Source organism: Paracoccaceae bacterium, from assembly GCA_019454225.1.
In the GTDB taxonomy this organism is placed as follows: domain Bacteria; phylum Pseudomonadota; class Alphaproteobacteria; order Rhodobacterales; family Rhodobacteraceae.
In genome coordinates this window covers 2,042,393-2,062,530 of record CP075370.1, presented here as the reverse complement: position 1 = coordinate 2,062,530, position 20,138 = coordinate 2,042,393, and the positions used below count along the sequence as shown (strand labels likewise).

Genomic DNA, 20,138 nt, shown 5'->3' with positions numbered 1-20,138 from the left:
ATAAGCGAGGCACAGGACGGAGGCGGCAATGAGCGATGTGGCGGATGCGGCGGCGGGCAGCGGGCGGCGGGCGCGGGGCGGCGGCGGATCGGCACGGCGGGCCGAGCGGACGGCCGTGCATTTCGACACCGCACGCTTCATCGAGCGCAACATCCCGAACTTCGAGATCCTGAACGAGGAAGCGCTCCAGATCATCGAATGGAACGCCGAGACGGTGCTGGAAGAGATCGGCGTCAACTTCGTCGACAACCCTGCCGCGCTTGACCTCTGGCGGGGCGCCGGGGCCGATGTGCGGGGCGAGCGGGTGCGCATTCCGCGCGGGCTGGCGCGGAAGCTCTGCGCGACCGCGCCGTCGCGCTTCACCCAGATCGCGCGCAACCCCGCGCGCAACGTCGAGATCGGCGGGCGCAACCTCGTGCTTGCCCCGGTCTACGGCCCGCCCTTCGTGCGTGACCGCGAGCAGGGACGGCGCTATGCCACGATCGAGGATTTCCGCAACTTCGTGAAACTGGGCTACATGTCGAAATGGCTGCACCATTCGGGCGGCACGGTCTGCGAGCCCACCGACGTGGCGGTGAACAAGCGGCACCTCGACATGCTGCACGCCCATATGACGCTGTCGGACAAGCCCTACATGGGGTCGGTGACCGAACCGTCGCGGGCCGAGGATTCGGTCGAGATGAGCCGCATCCTGTTCGGGTCGGATACCGTCGACCGGAACGTGGTGATGACCAGCCTCATCAACATCAACAGCCCGCTGACGTTCGATTCGGTGATGATGGGCGCGATGGAGGTCTATGCGCGGGCCGGTCAGGCCAGCATCATCAGCCCGTTCATCGTCGGCGGCGCCATGGCCCCGGTCACCGTCGCGGGCACGCTGACGCAGGTTCTGGCCGAGGTGCTGGCGGGCGTGGCCTACAGCCAGCTGGTGCGCGCGGGCGCACCGGTGATCTTTGGCGCCTTCGTCACCTCGATCGACATGAACAGCGGCGCGCCGACCTTCGGCACGCCCGAGGCGGCGCATATCACCTGGGGGGCGGGGCAGCTTGCCCGTCGGCTGGGCCTGCCCTACCGGTCCGGCGGGGCGTTCTGCGGGTCGAAGCTGCCCGATGCGCAGGCCGCCTATGAAACGGCGAACAGCCTGAACATGGCGCTGACGGCGGGCGTCAACTTCATGCTGCATGCCTGCGGCTGGCTGGAAGGCGGACTGGTCAGCTCCTACGAGAAGTTCGTGATGGATGCCGACCAGCTGGGCACCCTGCACCATCTGGCGCAGGGCATCATGATGGACCAGAACGGCCAGGGCATGGACGCGATCCGCGAGGTCGGGCCGGGCGGCCACTATCTGGGCTGCGCCCATACGCAGGCGAATTTCAAGAGCGCGTTCTGGCGGTCGGACCTGCTGGACTACAAGCCCTTCGAGACCTGGGACGAGGAAGGCGCGCGCGACACGCAGAGCCTGGCCGCGCTGCGGGTGAAGAAGATGCTGGGCGACTATCAGCAGCCCGCCCTGGACGATGGCATCGCCGAGGCGCTGGCCGACTATGTGGCACGCCGGAAGGCTGCGGTTCCCGACGCCTTCATCTGACCCTGCGGGCGGGGGACAGCACCCCCGCCCGGCCCTCCGGCCTCAGCGTGCCACCAGGCGCACCTCGGCCATCATCGCGATCAGAATCTCGATGTGGCGGCCGATGGAATAGCCCGCGTCGCCCGCAACCCGCGTGGCCTCGATCTGCGCCTCGGCATCGACCAGCCGCGACAGAACCGCCTCGACCGTCTGGGCGGCACCGCCCTCGATCAGCCGCCGCAGGTCGCGATCGCGGCAATAGTCGTGCAGGCCATGGCGGGCGGCGCGGATCAGAAGGCGGGGGCGTCGCAGGTCGGCAAGCAGGCTGCGGAAGTCGGTCATCATTGGCCTCGTCGGATCGGTTGTCATTTCGGTTGGCATGTGCCGCCGGCATCAGGCGGCGCGCGCATCATGCCGCAATGCAACCCAGCGTTGCGCGTTGTCCGTTTGCGCCGTCCGATGGGTTCGGTTTTGTTTAGCTTTTGGAAACAATTATCGGGAAACGCGCTGGCATTAACCACTCGGTAACCAATGCTACCCAAAGTTGAAAATGTCCAAGGCTGGACAAATCGGGCCCCGCGCCCGGCACGGGATGCTGAGATGGCCAAGAACCGGACCGCGCCGAACACCCTGCCAGCATGGCTTCCCGATGCCCTGCGGCACTACCTGCGCCATACCGAAACGGGTCAGTCGTTCCGGGAAATCGCCCGGATCGAAGGCTGCGCCGCCTCGACCGTGATGCGCCAGGTGCGCCGGTTCGAGAGCCGCCGCGACGATCCGCTGTGGGACGAGGCGCTGTCCGCCCTGTCCGGCAGCCGCCCTGCCGCCCCCCCAGCCAGAAAGGATGCCCCCACGATGTCAGCCCCGATCCGCACCGCGCCGGTCGCGATGGATGCCGCCACGATCGCCGCCGAGGCGCCGCGCATCCTGCGCCGCCTGGCCGAACCCGGCGCGTTCCTGGCCATCGCCCCCGACATGGACCGCGCGGCGGTGCTGAAGGCCCTGTCGGACGGCCGGTCGGTGCGCACCGCGGTGGTCGAGCGCGCGGTGGCGCAGGGCTTTGCGCTGCGCGACTGGATCGCCTGCCGCAAGCCCGGCCGCATCGCCACCTACGAGATCACCTCGGCGGGCCGGGCCGCCCTGCGCCGGATGATCGACGACGACGGCACCGCCCCCCCCGGCATGGCCGAGGCCGCCACCCCGTTTGCCGACCAGCACCGCACCTGGGACGAACGCCCCATCGCAGGCCCGGACGGCCCGCGCCGGATGCGCTACAACCTGGCGGAAAGCCCTGTCGCGGTGCTGGGGCGGCGCCGCGACAAGGACGGCAAGCCGTTTCTGGAGCCTGCACTCGTCGTCGCGGCAGAACGCCTGCGCGAGGATTTCGAACTCGCCCAGATGGGGCCGCGGGTCACGCAGAACTGGGAACGGTTCCTGACCGGCGGCGACCGCGGCTCGTTCCGTCCCGAGGCGGGCCGCGCCGAGGGCCCGCAGAACGCACGCGACCGCGTGGCGGCGGCGCTGCGCGATCTGGGGCCGGGCCTGGGCGACGTCTGCCTGCGCTGCTGCTGTTTCCTCGAGGGGCTTGAGGTTGCGGAAAAGCGCATGGGATGGGCCGCACGCTCGGGCAAGATCGTGCTGCGCATCGCGCTGATCCGCCTCAAGCGGCACTATGACGAAACCTATGGCCCGGCCGGGCCGCTGATCGGCTAGGGTCCGGCGGCGGGCCGCGTCAGCCCTGGTCCTCCAAGGCGTCGATGGCGTCGTCCACCTCGCCCTCGACCTTTTCTGCGGTGTTCACCGCCTCGCGCAGCGCGGCGATGCGGGCAAGCTTTTCGTCCAGCCGCGCGAACCGCTTCTGGAACGACTTGACCGCGCCGCCGACACCTTTGACCCGCCCCTCGACGCCGTCGAGCGCCTTGCCCAGCGCATCGAGGCGCTGCTTCATCTCGGTTGCCCGGCGCCGCAGATCCTCGCGCTGGCGGACGTCGTCCGGGGCGCCCTTCGCCTCGGCGTCCAGCATCGCGTCCGCCTCCTTCAGCGCCTCGTCGAGATCGTCGCCAAGCGCTGTGACCGCCGCCCGCAGGTCGCCCAGATTGTCACCCAGATCGCCCATTTCATCGCGCAGCCGGTCCAGCACCTCGACCGCCGCCGCTTCCTCGTCCTGCGTGTCCGGGTCGTCCTCGGCGGCGTCGGCGCGGGATTCGGCGGTCTCCACGCCGCCCGCGCGCTCCAGCTTGTCGGCCACCCGCAGGATGCCCTGCGCCTTCTTCCAGTCCTCGGCCTCGATGGCCTTGCGCAGCAGGCCCAGAAGCTTGGTCGCCTGATCGCCGGCCTTCTCGTCCGGGCCATCGGCGACCGCCTGCAGGCGCGGCACGATGTCGGCGGCCATCTCCTCGACCAGTTCCTTCAGCGGGTCCCCGCCCGCATCGTCCTTGCGCGACTTGCCGCGCCGGGTCTTGGTGGCCGACCCACCGGGTGCGATGATGTCGTCGGCCTCGTCATCGTCGCTTTCGCCCAGTTCCGCGCCGCCGGGCAGCAGGATGCGTGGCTTGAACTTCATGAAGCCCTCGTTCTTCAGCAGGACCTTGAGCTTCTTGGTCATGCTGCCCGGGACCTTGTCGTTCTCGCATTCGAACCGCAGCTCGCCCGATTCCAGCGTGACCTTGCCGAAGGCGCCCTTCGACGTGCCCGCCTGCTTCTTCGCCTGCTTGCCAAGAAACTCCGCGTTCTTGCGCTTGTGCGCCGCGATCAGGACCGGGCTGTCCTTGTCGCCGGTGAAATACATTCCGAAGTTCATGCTGCCGGACTTCAGTTTCCGCAACACCTCTTCCAATGGCATGAACGGGCTTTCGCCGTCGTCCTCGTCGCCACCCTTGCCCTTGCCCTTTGCCTTGATTGCCATCTGCGAATGTCCCGAAAAGGGGCGCGGGCGGAACCGCGCGAATGAAAGCCAGGCGGTCCGGCACAATCCATGCGGACAGCCGAACGATATCACGCAGCCGGCAGATCGCAATTGCCCTGTGGGGCGGAATTCGTCCGGCGATCAGGTGCCGCAGAATGTGCGATAGGCGCCGTCAAATCCCTCCGGTGCGGGCAGCGCAAGGCGTGTCCGCCCCGGGCTTTCGGTGAACGGGTCGGTCACCGCCGCCATCAGGGCATGGAATGGCGCCATGTCGCCCGCCGTGGCCGCCGCGAGCGCCTCTTCCACCAGATGATTGCGCGGCACATGGACCGGGTTCGCCGCGCGCAGCCGCGCCGCCGCATCCGGGGCCGAACGTGCCAGCCGGTCGCGCCAGCGCGGCAGCCAGCCGTCCAGCGCCGCCGGATCGGCCAGCCGCAGCCGCAGCGGCGCGGCATCGCCCTCGGCCGCCTCGGCCAGCCTGCGGAAGGCCAGCGTGAAATCCGCGCCCTGCCCGCCCGCGCCCCGCGCCGCCAGCGCCTGAAGGAAGCCGTCGGCCAGCGCGCCGTCGTCTGGCTCCTCGCCCGTCAGCCCCAGCTTGCGGCGCATCACCGCCTCCCACGCCGCGCGATAGCGGGCGGCGACGCCCTCCAGCACCGCCATGGCACGATCCACCGCGCGGTCCGCATCCGCATCGATCAGCGGCAGCAGCGCCTCGGCCAGGCGGGCAAGGTTCCAGACCAGGATGCCCGGCTGGTTGCCGTAGGCATAGCGGCCCTGATGGTCGATCGAGGAATAGACGGCGCCGGGGTCATAACCCTCCAGGAAGGCGCAGGGACCATAGTCGATGGTCTCGCCCGACACCGCCATGTTGTCGGTGTTCATCACCCCGTGAATGAAGCCCACCCCCATCCACCGCGCGATCAGCGCCGCCTGCCGTCCCGCCACCCGGTCGAGAAACCCCAGCGCATCCCCGGCGGCAAGGTCGGGGTCATGGCGCGCGACGGCATGTGCCAGCAGGCGCGCCAGCCGGTCCCGGTCGCCACGCGCCGCGAAGAACTGGAAGGTGCCCACCCGGATGTGGCTGGCCGCCACCCGCGCCATCGCCGCGCCCGGCATCTCGGCCTCGCGCCAGACACCGCGCCCGGTGGTGGCCACGCCCAGCGTGCGGGTCGTCGGAATGCCCAGCGCCGCCATCGCCTCGGACACCAGCGCCTCGCGCAGCATCGGGCCCAGCACCGCGCGGCCGTCGCCGCCGCGCGAGAACGGGGTGCGCCCCGACCCCTTCAGCGCGATGTCGAACCGCCCGCCGCCGGGCGGCGTCACCTCGCCCAGCAGATGCGCGCGCCCGTCGCCCAGCTGCGGCGAGAAGCCGCCGAACTGGTGCCCGGCATAGGCCTGCGCGATGGGCCGCGCGTCGGGCGGCAGCGCCGCGCCGGAAATCACCAGCCCGCCCGCTGCCTCTGCCCCGTGCGGCAGGCCCAGCGCCTCGGCAAGACCGGCATTCCACCACACCAGCCGGGGCATCGGGGCCGGATCGGGTGCGATCTCGACATAGCCGCCGGGCAGCGCCTCGGCATAGCTGTGGCTGAAGCCGAAGGGTGGCACGCTGGGGGAATGAAGGGTCATCGCGGTCTCCTTCCCGCCGATATGGGGCGGGACGCGGGCCAGCGCCATGGTCGGAGTGGAGGGATTCGAACCCCCGGCCCTCTGCTCCCAAAGCAGATGCGCTACCAGGCTGCGCTACACTCCGCCGACCCTTCCCTAGCCGGTATCCGCAGGCGGGGAAAGACCCGCCGAACGATCCCCGGGGGCAGGCCCGCCGCGTCAACCCAGGATCACGTCGCCCGGATCGAACGCGGCACCCAGCCCGGTCAGTTCGATCTGCAGGTCGGTCACCCCGTCGCCATCGCGGTCGATGGTCAGGACCGAGGCCGTGGCGTTCCAGCGAATCTCGTGGCCTGCGCCGGTGAACCGGCCGGTGACAAGGGTCAGCCCCAGGGCAGAAAGGTCCAGCACATCGACACCCGCCTCGAAATCCCCGATCACGTCACGGCGTCCGCCGTTGCCCAGGTCGGAAAACGCCTCGATCACGAAGCGGTCCGCACCGGCGCCGCCCGTCATCACGTCGCGCCCCGGCCCGCCGACGATCGTGTCGGCACCGTCACCCCCGGCGATCACGTCATGGCCCGCCCGGCCCCGCAGCAGGTCGTCGCCGGTTCCGCCATCCATCGTGTCGGCGCCGCCGCCACCGTTCAGGGTGTCGCGGTCTGCCCCGCCGTACATCGTGGCCCGCCCCTCGATCGCCGTCAGCGTGTCGTCGCCGTCGCCGCCATACATCAGGTCGTTGCCGCGGCTGTCGAACAGCAGGTCGTTGCCCGCCCCGCCGTAGAGCGTGTCGGTGCCATAGCCGCTGTAGATGGAATCGTTGCCGTTGCCGCCGTGGAACAGGTCGGCGCCGTTGCCGCCATAGCCGACGTCATCGCCGGCGCCCAGATCGACGGTCGCACCGCCCCCGCCGCCCGCCACGGTATCGTTGCCCGCGCCGGCGTCGATCAGGTTCGATCCGTCGCCGCCATCCACCGAATCGTTGCCGCCGCCGCCATGGATCGTGTCGTCCCCGGGGCCACCGCTCAGCGTGTCATGTCCGGCGCCGCCGTCGATGACATCGTTGCCATGGCCGCCGTACAGACGGTCGTTTCCGCCGTCGCCGGTGATCGTCTCGCTGCCGGTACCGCCAAAGACCGTGTCGTGACCTCGGCCGCCGTGGATGACCCCGCCCGCGGGCGAGCCGATGATCATGTCATTGCCGTCGCCCCCGTCCGCGAAGGATCCGCGCCCGGCGCCGAACGCGAAATCCAGCACGATCGTGTCGTTGCCTGCACCACCCCAGGCGGCGCCCCTGTCCTCGAAGGCCAGGTAGTCGTTGCCCTCGCCGCCATAAAGCAGGTCGTCCCCGGTTCCGGCATAGAGCGAATCGTGGCCCGCCCCGCCCTCGATCACATCGTCGTCGCCGTGACCCGAGATCGCGTCGTCGCCCCCGTTGCCGCGCAGCGTATCGTCGCCCGCCCCGCCCTGGATCGTGTCGTCGCCCTCGCCCGCGCCGGCGACAAGATCGCCGCCGCCGCCAAGCAGATAGACGGCGCCATGTTTCGGGATCAGCGGAATGCCCTGGTGGCTGGTCCAGCCGCCCGCATGCGCATCGGCGGCGGCACTGCCCTGAAAGGTCCAGTCCATCGCCATGAACAGGTTTTCCATGGCCCGGACGTTGTTGCCCGACCAGTCGGCCACCATCGCCTTGCGCAGCACCGGCGCGGGCAGCGCCAGTCCGGTCACCAGATAGTCGGACAGGCCAGCGGTGGACATGGTGATGCCGGCGATGGTTCCGCCGTCGATCCACAGCCTGCCGCCGATCACCGTCGTCGCCAGCCCGTCGCCGGTAAGCCGATAGGTCACGGCCGCATCCAGGCGGATCACGACCTCGGCCGGTGACGCGCTCTCGATCGTGCCCTGCTCCATGAACGCAAGCAGATGGAACGCCTCGCCGATATCCGAAAGGCCGGTATCTGGCAGGTGCAGGACAGGCATCGCCGTCGTCTCCTTGCGGCCGCGGGTGTCCGCCGTGCCGGCAGGATGCGCGGCGGGCCCCGCTGCGGCGGGGCCCGCCCGCCGTTCGTCACATCATGTCAAGCGTCAGGATCAGGTCGGCAGCATCGAAGTTCGAACCGATCCCGCTCAACTCGATCTGGTAGTCGGTCAAGGTGTCGCCGTCCACGTCGATGTAGAGCCGCGACTGCGCGGCAATCCAGCGCACCTCGTTGCCCGCGCCGGTGAACCCGCCCGAGGCAAGGAAGGTCAACCCCAGGGCCGACAGGTCGATCTGGTCGACGCCGACCTGGTGGTCGGCGATGACATCGCGGTTGTTGCCGGTGCCGAGGTCCGAGAAGGACGAGAACACGAAACGGTCCGCACCCGTGCCCCCATACATCAGGTCGGCCCCGGCACCGCCGACGAGCACGTCGGCGCCGCTGTCACCAATGAGCGTATCGTTGCCGATCCCGCCGTTGAGCGTGTCGAGACCCGAGCCGCCATAGATCAGGTCGGCGCCCGCATCCCCGTCCAGCAGGTCGTTGCCGCCGTCACCCGACAGCGTGTCGTTGCTGTCGCCGCCATAGAGCGTATCGACACCGGAACCGCCGTACAGTTGGTCAAGGCCGGACCCGCCATCCAGCAGGTCGTTGTCCGCGTCACCATAGAGAACGTCGTTGCCGTTGCCGCCGTAGAGCGAATCGTTTCCTTCCCCGCCGAACAGGTAATCGGCCCCGTTTCCGCCGCCGCCCAGGATCGAGTCGTCGCCGTCGTCGCCGCTCAGCGTGTCGTCGCCCTGGCCGCCGTTCAGCAGATCGTTGCCCTCGCCGCCATTGGCCTGGTCCGCGTCGTCGCCGCCAATGATCGAGTCGCTGCCCTCGCCGCCGTACATGACGTTGGCGCCACTGCCGCCAAAGAGCGAATCGTCGCCCTCGCCGCCGTACATCTGGTCAGCGCCGTCCTCACCGAACAGCCGGTCGTTGCCGTCGTCGCCGAACAGGGTGTCGCTGTCGCCACCACCGTTGAGCGTATCGCGCCCTCCGCCGCCGAGGAAATAGTCGCCATTGACCCCGCCTGTCAGCTGGTCGTTTCCGATGCCGCCATCGGCATAGCTGCCCTCGAACCCACCGATGAACACGTCGTTGCCCGCGCCGCCATAGAAGTTGCTGCTGGCATAGGCCACGTTCATCGTGTCGTTGCCGGTGCCGCCGTAGAACGTGCCGTCGCCGTTGAACACGTCGTTCCCGGCACCGCCGTAGAATACGCCATCCCCGTTGAACGTGTCGTTGCCGTTGCCGGCGGTGATGTTTTCGGCTCCCCCATTGCCGTTGTAGATCGTGTCCCGGTTCAGCGCGAGCGGCACGCCGTCGCTCGAGGTGTAGATTGCCTGGAACAGGTCGCCGTCCGAGGTTCCCTCGACCGTCCAGATCATGTTCAGGAACAGGTTCTCGACCGCCGCGTTCTTGGTGCCCTGATAGTCGTCCCGCATCGCGTTGCGCAGCGTCGCGCCGTTCAGCGTCAGGCCCGAGGCGGTGAACATCGGGCTGCCGAAATAGTCGCAGCTGATTTCGGTCACCGTGCCGGTGTTGATATAGCTGCGGCCGTTGATCACGGTGGTGGTCAGGCTGGTGCCGGTGACAGTCCAGACCGCACCGCCGAATTCCAGCGTGATCTCGGTGGAACTGGAGGCGGTGATCTCGCCGTATTCGATCAATGTCAGGAAGTAGAGTGAGTTGTCGATGTTCGGCTGACCGAACGGGTGGGAAAGCGTGGGCATGTCAACTGTCCTCTTGGCGATATGCAGAACTGGTCAGGTTGTCCCGACAGCCGGCAATCTCCGGATGCCCGGGTTCCCCGGAACACCGCATCCCGCCCCCGCACGGCCTGCGCCATTGGCGAGCAGCAATCGGCAGCGGCCTTCCGGCGCGACGCTGCGCCGAGCCGTGATTCGCTGCAATCGTCAAAACGGCCGTTGACGATGGCCCCGCCAAAATACATCCGAAGGTTGCGCACTGCCGCGCATCCGCTAACCGCGACGCGGGGCACAGGGCCCGGGCAGCGGGATTTCTTGTCGCTTTTGTAAACCGTTGCGGCTGCAACTTCCGCCACGCGCGCGGAACGGATCAGTCGCAGGGCCAGGCGGCCGCGTCGCCGAAGGCCGGATGCCGCATCTGCGTGCCCGGGGTGATTCCCAGCCGCGCCGCCAGCCCGCCGTTGATCTCCAGCACCGCCTTCACGCCCTCGCCGCCATGGATCGGCGTCTCGTCGCGCGGTACCGCATTGGCATGGACGTGACGCACCACGCCGTCCGGCCCGGCAAAGATCATGTCCAGCGGGATCAGCGTGTTCCGCATCCAGAACGACGCCCGCTGCGGGCGCGGATAGACGAACAGCATGCCCGCCGACCGTGCCAGGCTTTCGCGGAACATCAGCCCGCGCGCCTGTTCGGCCGGCGTCATGGCAAGCTCGACCCCGAACCGCACTAGGTTACCCGCGGGCGTGCGCAGTTCCAGTTGCGCCGGATCGCAGGCCGCGACCGCGGGCCCGGCCAGCGCCGCCGCGACGACCGCCGCCAGCACGACGCGCCGTGTCAGTCCGCCTGTCGTGCCGCCACGTCCCATCCGACCACCTGCGCCGCCATGCGGCCCCGCTTGCCCTCGACGATGCGCAGCGCGACCGCCTCGCCCGCCACAAGATCGGCAAAGCCCGAGGCACGCAAGACCTCGACATGGATGAACACGTCCTCGGCGCGGCCGAACACGTTGGCAAAGCCGAAGCCCTTGCCCTTGTCGAACCACTTGACCCGGGCAGGCTCCAGCGGCAGCGCAAGAACCTCGGGCGAAATGGCCGCCGCGGCCTCTTCCGCGCCGCCCTCGCCGGGCGCGGGCGGATCAATCGCCAGCACCTCCACGGCCTGCGCACCCCGTGCCGTCTGCTGCACGATCACGCGTATGCCGGCGCCGTCCGCAACCGAGCCCTGGCCGAAATTGCGCAGGACGTTGGCATGCAGCAGGATGTCGCTGGCCGCACCCTCTGCCACGACAAAGCCGAAGCCTTTGGCAGGGTCAAACCATTTCACGCGACCCTGCAATTCCTGCAGGGCCTTGTCGTCGTCTGTCATGTAAAGGCCGCTTCCCCAGATTGAGCCCCGCCTCTTGTGACGCGATGTCCGCCGCAGGTTCAAGCGAAAAAATGACTGCCCGCGCGGCAACGTGCCGACAACCAGACAACTTCACGCTTGTCCGCCGCGTGACCGCCGGCCGCTCAGGGATTCAGCCGCACCACATCCCAGGGCATCCCTGCCCCCGCGCGGCGCCAGCGGAACCGGTCGTGCAGGCGGAACGCCCCGTCGGCCCAGAACTCGATCTCGACCGGCACGATGCGGATGCCGCCCCAGAACGGCGGGCGTGACGGGTTCACCCCCTGCTGCGCCGTCACCTTCGCCACCTCCGCCAGCAGCGCCCCCCGTGACGACAGCGGCTGCGACTGGCGGCTGGCCCAGGCGCCCAGACGGCTTTTCAGGCTGCGGCTGGCGTAATAGGCATCCGCCTGCGGCCCCTCCTCGCGCGTCGTGGTGCCGCGCACCCGCAGCTGGCGACGCAGCGATTTCCAGTGCATGACAAAGGCCGCCTTGCCCGCCGCCTCGATCTCCTGCGCCTTGGCCGATCCGTAATTGGTATAAAAGACAAAGGCATCCGCCTCGATCTCCTTCAGCAGGACCATCCGCGCATTGGGCATGCCCGCCGCATCGACCGTCGACAGCGCGATGGCATTGGGGTCGTTCGGCTCGGTCCGCTCGGCCTCGGCCAGCCAGGCCCGCGCGATGGCAAGGGGGTCGTCGCCCGCAAAGATCCCGTCCCGGTCCATGGTTTCCCCAATCCGCATCCCACCCCGGAACCTAGGCCGCCCGGCACCGCCCGGCAAGCCGCCCTTGCCCGGCGCCGCACCTTCGCCTATGCGTGGCGATCAGACCGGAACGGCGCGGGGGACGGCACATGGGCGGATTGCTCGACGGCAAACGCGGCCTGATCATGGGCCTTGCAAACGACAAGTCGATCGCCTGGGGCATCGCCCGCCAGGCCGCCGACCACGGCGCGACACTGGCGTTCTCCTACCAGGGCGACGCCTTGAAGAAGCGCGTGGAACCGCTGGCGGCCAGCCTCGGCACGCCCTTCCTCGCCGAATGCGACGTCGCGGACGAGGCGTCGGTGGATGCGCTCTTCGACCGCCTGCGCGCCGAATGGGGCACGCTCGACTTCCTCGTCCACGCCATCGGCTTCTCCGACAAGACCGAACTGCGCGGCCGCTATGTCGATACCTCGGCCGCGAACTTCCGCATGACGATGGACATCTCGGTCTATTCCTTCACCGCCGTCTGCCGCCGTGCCGCCGCGATGATGCCGAACGGCGGCAGCCTGCTGACGCTGACCTACTACGGCGCCGAAAAGGTCATGCCGCATTACAACGTGATGGGCCTCGCCAAGGCGGCGCTGGAAACATCCGTGCAGTACATCGCCGAGGACCTGGGCAAGGACGGCATCCGCGTCAACGCGATCAGCGCGGGCCCGATCAAGACCCTCGCCGCCAGCGGCATCGGCGATTTCCGCTACATCATGAAATGGAACGAACTGAACTCGCCGCTGCGCCGCAACGTCACCCAGGATGAGGTCGGCAAGGCCGCGCTCTACCTGCTGTCCGACCTCGGATCGGGCACCACGGGCGAGGTGCTGCACGTCGATGCGGGGTACCATGTCGTCGGCATGAAGGCGGTCGACGCCCCCGACATCGACGCCACGAAGAAAGGCGGCGGCGAATGACGCGGGCACCCCGCCCCGCCGTCGCGCGCCGCCGCGCCGCCTGCCTGCCCCTGCCGTCCTGACATGTCCCCGGGTCCGCGGGCAGCGCCCCGCGGACCCGCCGCCACACCCGGAGCCCGCCATGAACGACCGCCTGCCCCACGAACGCGGCTTCCACGTCAGCTGGGACCAGATCCATCGCGATGCCCGCGCGCTGGCTTGGCGCCTGCAGGGCCGCGGCCCGGGGGAAGAGGGTGCCTGGAAGGCGGTGGTCGGCATCACCCGCGGCGGCCTCGTCCCCGCGATGATCGTCAGCCGCGAACTCGACATCCGCGTGGTCGATACGATCAGCGTGAAAAGCTACAACCACCAGTCGCAGCTCGAACCGCGCGTCACCAAGGCACCGCAGGGCGACCTGATGGGCGATGGCGCGGGCATCCTGGTGGTCGATGACCTGGTGGACACCGGCAAGACGCTGGAACTGGTGCGCCGCCTCTACCCCCGGGCGCATTTCGCCACGGTCTACGCCAAGCCTGCGGGCCGCGCCCAGGTCGACACCTACATCACCGAGGTCAGCCAGGACACCTGGATCTTCTTTCCCTGGGACATGGCGCTGCAATACGTCCAGCCGCTGCGCGGCTCGGACTGATCCCGGCCTCAGATCCCCGTGGCCGCCTCCCAGCGGCGCTGCATCTCGGCGGGGGTCACCGTCTCGATGGCCTGGGCCAGCATCCAGCGGTGCCCGTAGGGATCGGCCAGCGTCGCCGTCCGCTCGCCAAAGCTCTGGTCGGCAGGTGCCCGCAGCAGCACCGCACCCGCCGCCACGGCCCGCGCCGCCACCGCGTCGCAATCCGCCACCGCCAGATGAAGCGTGACGGGCGTGCCGCCGATCGTGTCCGGGCTGACCGCGCCGAAATCGGGGTATTCGTCCGCCAGCATCAGCCGCGACTCCCCGATCGTCATCTCGGCATGGCCGATGCGCCCGTCGCCCGGGTCGGTCATGCGGAAATCCTCCACCGCCCCGAAGGCGGCGGTGTAGAAGGCCATCGCGCCCCGGCCGTCACGCACGACCAGATAGGGCACCAGCAGCGGAACCGTGGCGGGCATCGGCGTCTCCCTGTTGCAGCTTCGATTTATTTACGTTACGTTTCGTAATGAAATGAGTCAAGACACCGATCCTCCCCATGGCCGCCCGCGTGGCCGCCCCCCCAGCGCCGAGGCCCGCGCCCGCATCCTGCGCGCCGCCCACGACATCCTGATGGCCGAGGGACTGGCCCGCCTGACGGTCGAGGCGGTGGCGGCGCGGTCCGGCACAGGCAAGCCGACGATCTATCGCCATTTCGCCAATGCCCATGACCTCGCCATGGCGGCCCTCGTGGCCCGCCCTGCCCCCCCCGCCGACGCGTCCGCCGACGCGCCGGCCGAGGGGCCGCTTGGCCCCGCGCTGACCGCGCTTCTGGCGAATCTGGTCGCCGCGTTTGCCACGCCGCGCGGTCGGCAGGTCGCCCTGATGCTGGCCACCGCCGATCCCGACAGCGAATTCACCCGCGCCTTTCGCAACCGCGTCATCCTGACCAGCCGCGAGGCCGGACGCCGCCTGATCGCCGCCGCCGCCGCGCGGGGCGAGATCGCGGAACCGCCCGGGGTCGAGGTGCTGCTCGACATGATCTTCGGCCCGGTGTTCTATCGCCTGCTGGTCGGGCACCAGCCGCTGTCCGCCGATCTTGCGCCAAGGATCGTCGATCTGGCGCTCGCCGCGCTGCCGCCCCTTCCGGCCCCGGATGCGGCCTGCTAGCGTCGCGCTGTACCGACAGATGTCGGTACGGATGCCATACGCAGAACCGACGGAAACCGGACGGGAAACCGACGCGATGAACAGCCTTCACCCCCTGAACCCGGCCATGGCCGCGACCGAGGCCCCCCCGGTGATGGAGGCGAGGCGCTGGCTTCAGGGTGTGACCTTTCCCCCCGACCGCCCGCTGATCAACGTCAGCCAGGCCGCACCCGTCGCCCCGCCCCCGCTGGCCCTGCGCCAGGCCATCGCCGAGGCCGCGCTGAACGACCCGGCCGCCCATCTTTACGGCCCGGTGCTTGGCCTGCCCGCGCTGCGCGAGCAGATTTCGCAAGATTGGTCAAAGGCTTATGGCGGAACCATTGCAGCGGGCCAGGTGGCGATCACGCAGGGCTGCAACCAGGCCTTCACCGCCGTCATGTCGACGCTGGCGGGCGCCGGGGATCAGGTGATCCTGCCGACGCCGTGGTATTTCAACCACAAGATGTGGCTCGACATGGCCGACATCGCGACCGTGCCGCTGCCCACCGGCGACGGGCTGTTGCCCGATCCGGCGCGGGCGGCCGAACTCATCACCTCAAGCACGCGCGCTATCGTATTGGTTTCGCCCAACAATCCGGGTGGCGCCGAATATCCGGCCGCGCTCGTCGCCGCGTTCCGCGATCTGGCGCGGTCGCGCGGTCTGGCGCTGATCCTCGACGAGACCTATCGCGACTTCGACAGCCGCGACGGTCGCCCTCATGACCTGTTCACGGACCCGGACTGGCCGGACACCTTCATCCATCTCTACAGCTTTTCAAAGGCTTACCGACTGACCGGCCACCGCGTCGGCGCCATCGTCGCCGCCGAGGCCCGGCTGGCCGAGGTCGAGAAGTTCCTCGACACCGTCGCCATCTGCCCAAGCCAGCTTGGCCAGATCGCGGCGCTCTGGGGGATGCGCAACCTTGGCGACTGGGTCGCCGGGGAACGCCGCGAAATCCTTGCACGGCGCGCGGAAATGGTCAGTGGATTCAATGACATGGCAGGCTGGCGCCTGCATGGCTGCGGGGCCTATTTCGGCTATGCCGAACATCCCTTCGCGCTGGACAGCATAACCCTGTGCAAGCGTCTGGTCGCCGAGGCGGGCGTGCTGATGCTGCCCGGCACCATGTTCCAGCCCGACACCAACCCGCAGGGCACCCGTGAACTGCGCATCGCCTTTGCCAATGCCGATGTCGGCGGCATTCAGGAATTGTTCCGTCGTCTCAAGAACTTCCAACCCTGAGTTAAGGCAGCATCACCGCCGTCAGCGGCGCCAGCGCCACACTGGACGCGCGCCCCTCGACCGTCCATTCCAGGATCGCGGCCACCGTCTCGGGCCGCGTCGTGCCCGCCACGACGACCCGCCCATCCTGCGCCGCCTTGAACGCCGCCCGGTCCAGATAGCGCCGCATCGTCGGCGCCGTCTCGCCCTCGGCATCGATCCGCCGCAGCACGGTCGCCGCCTCCAGCCCCTCGCGCCGCGCCACCTGTGCCGCGGCGTTCAGCCCGCGGTCCCAGGACAGCAGGCCCCGCCCCTGCCCCTTGACCACCGGAACCACCTGCCCCGCCAGCACCCGGTTGTCCTGGAAACCGCCCGACTCGGCGTCCATCACGGCCACCGCCTCGGGCATGGCCGCTTCGAGAACCGCAAGGTTCACCTCCACGTCCGTGGCCGTCGCGCCCTGCGGAAGCCCGGAGACCAGCATCACAACCTCTTGCCCCGCCTCGCGATAGATCGTCGCCGCCAGTTCCGCGCCGGGGCGCAGCGGATCAAGCGCGAAGGTCACCGGAAACGGCAGGGCGGCCAGTGCCGTGCGGTCAAGGTCGGGCTCGCCGGTGTCGATCAGGACGATGGCAAAGGCCGGTTTCGCGGCCGGATTGTCAAAGGCCCGGGCATAGCGCAGGCGCGGAGCGGCATCTGAACCCGTGGCGGCGTCCGCTTCGGCGGGCACCTCGGGCGCGGCGCCGATGCGCGGCAGCCGTCCGGTCGTCACCCCCTCGGCCCGGGTCAGGCCGGGCGCGGGGCGCAGGGGGTCGGGGCGGTTCATCACGGCGGGCGGCGGCGCGGGTTCGGCGGGCGGCGGCGGCGGTGCCGCAGGCGTTGCCTCGGCCAGCACGGGCGGCGCCGGCTGAGGTTCGGGCGCGGGCACGGCGGCAACCGGGGGTGGCGGCACGGCCGGCACCGGGCCGGGTGGCGCGGCGTCGGACGCGACATCGTCGAGGCCGCCCGCACGCTCGGCGCGCGCAACAACGCTGTCGGGTTCCGGGCTGACCGGCGGCGCCCCCGTCGGGCTGGCCGCACGTGCCAGCGGCGGGACCGAGGCAACGATTCCCGGGCCCGATCCCGCTGGCGGCGCGACGGGTCCGGGTGCGGCGGGGGACGGGACGGCAAGACCGGGTGCGGGCGGTGCGGCCTGCGGTGCGACAGGCGGCTGCACCCCGGGCAGCGCGGCGAGGTCCGGCGGCGCGTCGCCCGCGACGGGCACGGCGGGGATGCCGGGCGCCTCGGTCACCGCGACAGGCGGCGGCTGATCCGGGATTTCCGTTTCCGTCGAAGGCACTGGCACGGAAGCCGCATCCTGCGCCGCCGCAGGTACCGCAGCCTGATCGGCAGGCGCCGCCGCGATGGCGGGCGGTTCGGGGGGGGCGGACACGACCGGCGCAACAGGGGCGGACGGTGGCGGATCGACGGCGACGACGACCGGCGGCGGCGGCGCCTGTGGCGCGGATGCGGGCGGCTCGACCGGTGCCGCGCCCTGCGGGACAACGGCATCCGGCTGGGCCGCGACGGTGGCGGCGGGCGGCTCGGCGGCTGCGGGCGTCGAGACCTCTGCCGCGGGGGCCGTGGCGGGCGCCTGCGCGACTGGTCCGGGAGCGTCCTGCGGGACAAAGGGCTGGGGCGGCGGGGCCATGACGGACACGACCGACAGCCCCAGCCCCGCTGCCAGGGTGCCCCAGGCCAAACCAGAAATCAGCCCGCGTCTCACCTGTCCGACCCCCGCTGTCACATCGCACAATGCCACGCCGCCGGCCCGGCCTTGACCTATCGGCGCCGGTCTGACCATCTATAGCCCGGATGGGGGCGGCATTCACCCCCTCTTGTGCCAACCCGGGCAGGACGCCGCAAGATGTTGCTTCTGATCGACAACTACGACAGTTTCACCTGGAACCTCGTGCATTATCTGGGCGAACTGGGCGCCGATGTGCGGGTTGTGCGCAACGATGCGGTCGACGTGCAGGCGGCGATGGGCATGCGCCCTTCGGCCATCGTGCTGTCGCCCGGCCCCTGCGACCCCGATCAGGCGGGCATCTGCCTGCCCCTGACCGCCGCCGCGGCCGAGGCGCGCATCCCCCTTCTGGGTGTCTGTCTCGGGCATCAGACGATCGGACAGGCGTTCGGAGGCCGGGTGGTGCGCTGCCACGAGATCGTGCATGGCAAGATGGGCAGGATGCATCACGGCGGCCAGGGCGTCTTTGCTGGCCTGCCATCGCCCTTCCTTGCCACGCGCTATCATTCGCTGGTGGTGGAGCGCGACAGCCTGCCTGCCTGCCTTGAGGTCACCGCCTGGCTTGAGGACGGCACGATCATGGGCCTGCGCCACCGCGACCGGCCGGTCGAGGGGGTGCAGTTCCACCCCGAATCGATTGCCTCGGAACATGGCCACGCGCTGCTGCGCAACTTCCTCGACCTGGCGCGGGTTCCGGCATGAGCGGACTGAAGCCGCTGATCGGGCTCGCGGCCGACCGCGCGCTGAGCCGGTCCGAGGCCGAGACGGCCTTTGGCGCACTTTTCGCGGGCGAGGCGACGCCCGCGCAGATGGGCGGGTTCCTGATGGCGCTGCGCACGCGCGGCGAGACGGTCGACGAGATCGCCGCGGCGGCCTCGGTGATGCGGGCGAAATGCGTGGCGGTGGCCGCGCCCCCGGGCGCCATGGACATCGTCGGCACCGGCGGTGACGGCAAGGGCACCCTGAACATTTCCACCGCGGCGGCGCTGGTCGTCGCAGGGGCTGGCGTGACAATCGCCAAGCATGGCAACCGCAACCTGTCGTCAAAGTCGGGTGCGGCCGATGCGCTGACCGAGCTGGGCCTGAACGTGATGGTCGGGCCGGATGTGGTGGAACGCTGCATCGCCGAGGCGGGGATCGGGTTCATGATGGCCCCGATGCACCATCCCGCCACGCGGCATGTCGCGCCGGTGCGGATGGAACTTGGCACGCGGACGCTGTTCAACGTTCTGGGCCCGCTGACGAATCCTGCCGGGGTGAAGCGGCAGTTGTCGGGCGCCTATGCCCGCGCACTGATCCGGCCGATGGCCGAGGTGCTGATGGCGCTGGGGTCGGAGGCGGCCTGGATCGTCCATGGCGCGGACGGGACCGACGAGATCTCGATCGCGGGGGAAACCTGGGTTGCGGCGTTGGAAGGTGGCAGGCTGCGCGATTTCACGCTGCATCCCGAGGCGGCGGGCCTGCCCGTCCATCCGTTCGACGCGATCCTTGGCGGGACGCCCGCCGACAACGCCCGCGCCCTGCGCGCCCTGCTTGACGGCGCGGCGGGCGCCTACCGCGATGCGGTGCTGCTGAACGCGGCGGCGGCGCTGGTGGTGGCGGGCGTGGCGGGCGACCTGCCCGAGGGCGTCGCGCGGGCTGCGGAATCGATCGACTCCGGCGCGGCCAAGGCGCGGCTCGCGGCACTCGCGCGGATCACGCAGGGCGGATGACGGCCGGGCGCGACGGTTCCGCGGCGGCGCGGTCCGGCATGGGGCATCGCGGCGAAACGGCCGGGCCCCGGGCATGACGCGCCCGGACCCGCCCGGCGCCTGGGCCGACCTTCCGTTCTTCCAAGACGCCTGGCCCGCGCTTTGGCAGCGCCTTGCGACGGCGCCCGCCCCTTGGACCCCTGCGCCCGATGCGATCTTCCGCGCCCTTGCGCTGACACCACCGGACCGGGTGCGCGCGGTGATCCTGGGGCAGGACCCCTATCACACGCCCGGCCGGGCCACCGGCCTGGCCTTCGGCTTTCCGCCCGGCGCCCCGCCCCGGCATTCGCTGGCGAACATCCTGGCGGAACTGCGGGGGGATCTGGGCATTGCGCGGCGCGATGGCGACCTTGCGGGCTGGGCGTCGCAGGGGGTGCTTCTGCTCAACACCGCGCTGACGGTGCCGATCGGCCGGGCGGGGGGTCATGCCGGGTGGGGATGGAATGGCCTGATACCCCAGGTTCTGGCGCATGTGGCAGAGCGGCGGCCGCTGGCATTCATGCTCTGGGGCGGACCCGCACAGAGGTCGGCCCGTGCGTTGGCAGACCCTGCGCGCCACCTGGTGATCACGGCGCCCCATCCCTCGCCGCTGTCGGCGCATCGCGGGTTCTTCGGGCACCGCCCGTTCAGCCGGGTGAACCGCTGGCTGGCCGACAGGGGCGAGGTTCCGGTGGACTGGTCCGCCTGACACCCTTTCATCCCGGCGCCCCCCG

The 20,138-nt window shown here is 70.0% G+C and carries 19 protein-coding genes and 1 tRNA gene; 9 read left to right on the top strand and 11 right to left on the bottom strand.

The window, feature by feature from the left end; all coding sequences use genetic code 11:
* Positions 1-28 precede the first annotated feature (28 nt).
* Positions 29-1,588 (top strand): trimethylamine methyltransferase family protein, encoded by a 1,560-nt coding sequence (locus tag KF887_09805; GenBank protein ID QYK43355.1) that lies wholly within the window; start codon positions 29-31, stop codon positions 1,586-1,588.
* A gap of 42 nt (positions 1,589-1,630) precedes the next feature.
* Here KF887_09805 and KF887_09800 read toward each other — a convergent pair whose 3' ends face one another.
* Positions 1,631-1,909, bottom strand: coding sequence for a hypothetical protein (locus KF887_09800; protein QYK43354.1), 279 nt, complete (start codon positions 1,907-1,909; stop codon positions 1,631-1,633).
* Positions 1,910-2,167: 258 nt separating this feature from the next.
* Between KF887_09800 and KF887_09795 the strand changes: the two genes are divergently transcribed.
* A complete protein-coding gene (locus KF887_09795; protein ID QYK43353.1) occupies positions 2,168-3,280 on the top strand; it encodes a helix-turn-helix domain-containing protein in 1,113 nt (370 codons plus the stop codon).
* Between the two features lie 19 nt (positions 3,281-3,299).
* Here the strand turns inward: KF887_09795 and KF887_09790 are convergent, their stop codons facing one another.
* The 8 genes from KF887_09790 to pdxH form a co-directional block, all read right to left on the bottom strand.
* Complete coding sequence (locus tag KF887_09790; protein ID QYK43352.1) at positions 3,300-4,472, bottom strand: hypothetical protein; 1,173 nt, start codon at positions 4,470-4,472, stop codon at positions 3,300-3,302.
* 141 nt (positions 4,473-4,613) lie between these two features.
* Complete coding sequence (locus KF887_09785; protein ID QYK43351.1) at positions 4,614-6,098, bottom strand: YdiU family protein; 1,485 nt, start codon at positions 6,096-6,098, stop codon at positions 4,614-4,616.
* 47 nt (positions 6,099-6,145) lie between these two features.
* Positions 6,146-6,222: transfer RNA gene (locus KF887_09780), tRNA-Pro, on the bottom strand.
* Between the two features lie 74 nt (positions 6,223-6,296).
* Positions 6,297-8,057, bottom strand: a complete 1,761-nt coding sequence (locus KF887_09775) for a calcium-binding protein (GenBank protein ID QYK43350.1) — start codon at positions 8,055-8,057, stop codon at positions 6,297-6,299.
* An 88-nt stretch (positions 8,058-8,145) separates the two neighbouring features.
* A complete protein-coding gene (locus KF887_09770) occupies positions 8,146-9,834 on the bottom strand; it encodes a calcium-binding protein (protein ID QYK43349.1) in 1,689 nt (562 codons plus the stop codon).
* A gap of 346 nt (positions 9,835-10,180) precedes the next feature.
* Positions 10,181-10,678, bottom strand: coding sequence for a DUF192 domain-containing protein (locus tag KF887_09765; GenBank protein QYK43348.1), 498 nt, complete (start codon positions 10,676-10,678; stop codon positions 10,181-10,183).
* Positions 10,648-11,178, bottom strand: coding sequence for a cold shock domain-containing protein (locus KF887_09760; GenBank protein QYK43347.1), 531 nt, complete (start codon positions 11,176-11,178; stop codon positions 10,648-10,650). The genes KF887_09765 and KF887_09760 overlap by 31 nt, the downstream gene beginning before the upstream one ends.
* A gap of 143 nt (positions 11,179-11,321) precedes the next feature.
* Positions 11,322-11,924 carry a pyridoxamine 5'-phosphate oxidase gene (gene pdxH, locus KF887_09755; GenBank protein ID QYK43346.1) on the bottom strand — a complete coding sequence of 201 codons (603 nt, stop codon included), beginning with the start codon at positions 11,922-11,924 and terminating at the stop codon, positions 11,322-11,324.
* A gap of 128 nt (positions 11,925-12,052) precedes the next feature.
* Between pdxH and fabI the strand changes: the two genes are divergently transcribed.
* A complete protein-coding gene (gene fabI, locus KF887_09750) occupies positions 12,053-12,874 on the top strand; it encodes an enoyl-ACP reductase FabI (GenBank protein QYK43345.1) in 822 nt (273 codons plus the stop codon).
* A gap of 121 nt (positions 12,875-12,995) precedes the next feature.
* Complete coding sequence (gene gpt, locus KF887_09745) at positions 12,996-13,502, top strand: xanthine phosphoribosyltransferase (GenBank protein ID QYK43344.1); 507 nt, start codon at positions 12,996-12,998, stop codon at positions 13,500-13,502.
* Positions 13,503-13,510: 8 nt separating this feature from the next.
* On the opposite strand, the gene KF887_09740 is transcribed toward gpt, so the two are convergent.
* Entirely contained in the window at positions 13,511-13,960 is a 450-nt protein-coding gene (locus tag KF887_09740; protein ID QYK43343.1) for a VOC family protein, read from the bottom strand.
* 52 nt (positions 13,961-14,012) lie between these two features.
* Between KF887_09740 and KF887_09735 the strand changes: the two genes are divergently transcribed.
* A complete protein-coding gene (locus KF887_09735) occupies positions 14,013-14,648 on the top strand; it encodes a TetR/AcrR family transcriptional regulator (protein QYK43342.1) in 636 nt (211 codons plus the stop codon).
* A 76-nt stretch (positions 14,649-14,724) separates the two neighbouring features.
* On the top strand, positions 14,725-15,909 hold the full coding sequence (locus KF887_09730) for an aminotransferase (protein ID QYK43341.1): 1,185 nt from the start codon (positions 14,725-14,727) through the stop codon (positions 15,907-15,909).
* Between the two features lies 1 nt (position 15,910).
* On the opposite strand, the gene KF887_09725 is transcribed toward KF887_09730, so the two are convergent.
* On the bottom strand, positions 15,911-17,629 hold the full coding sequence (locus KF887_09725) for a divergent polysaccharide deacetylase family protein (GenBank protein QYK43340.1): 1,719 nt from the start codon (positions 17,627-17,629) through the stop codon (positions 15,911-15,913).
* Positions 17,630-17,794: 165 nt separating this feature from the next.
* Between KF887_09725 and KF887_09720 the strand changes: the two genes are divergently transcribed.
* The 3 genes from KF887_09720 (at position 17,795) to KF887_09710 (ending at position 20,113) form a co-directional block, all read left to right on the top strand.
* Complete coding sequence (locus KF887_09720) at positions 17,795-18,376, top strand: aminodeoxychorismate/anthranilate synthase component II (protein QYK43339.1); 582 nt, start codon at positions 17,795-17,797, stop codon at positions 18,374-18,376.
* The gene (gene trpD / locus KF887_09715; GenBank protein QYK43338.1) at positions 18,373-19,386 is read left to right on the top strand and encodes an anthranilate phosphoribosyltransferase; all 1,014 of its coding nucleotides are present in this window, start codon (positions 18,373-18,375) and stop codon (positions 19,384-19,386) included. Before KF887_09720 ends, trpD begins: the two co-directional genes overlap by 4 nt.
* Positions 19,387-19,459: 73 nt before the next feature.
* Positions 19,460-20,113, top strand: coding sequence for a uracil-DNA glycosylase (locus tag KF887_09710; protein ID QYK43337.1), 654 nt, complete (start codon positions 19,460-19,462; stop codon positions 20,111-20,113).
* Positions 20,114-20,138 lie beyond the last annotated feature (25 nt).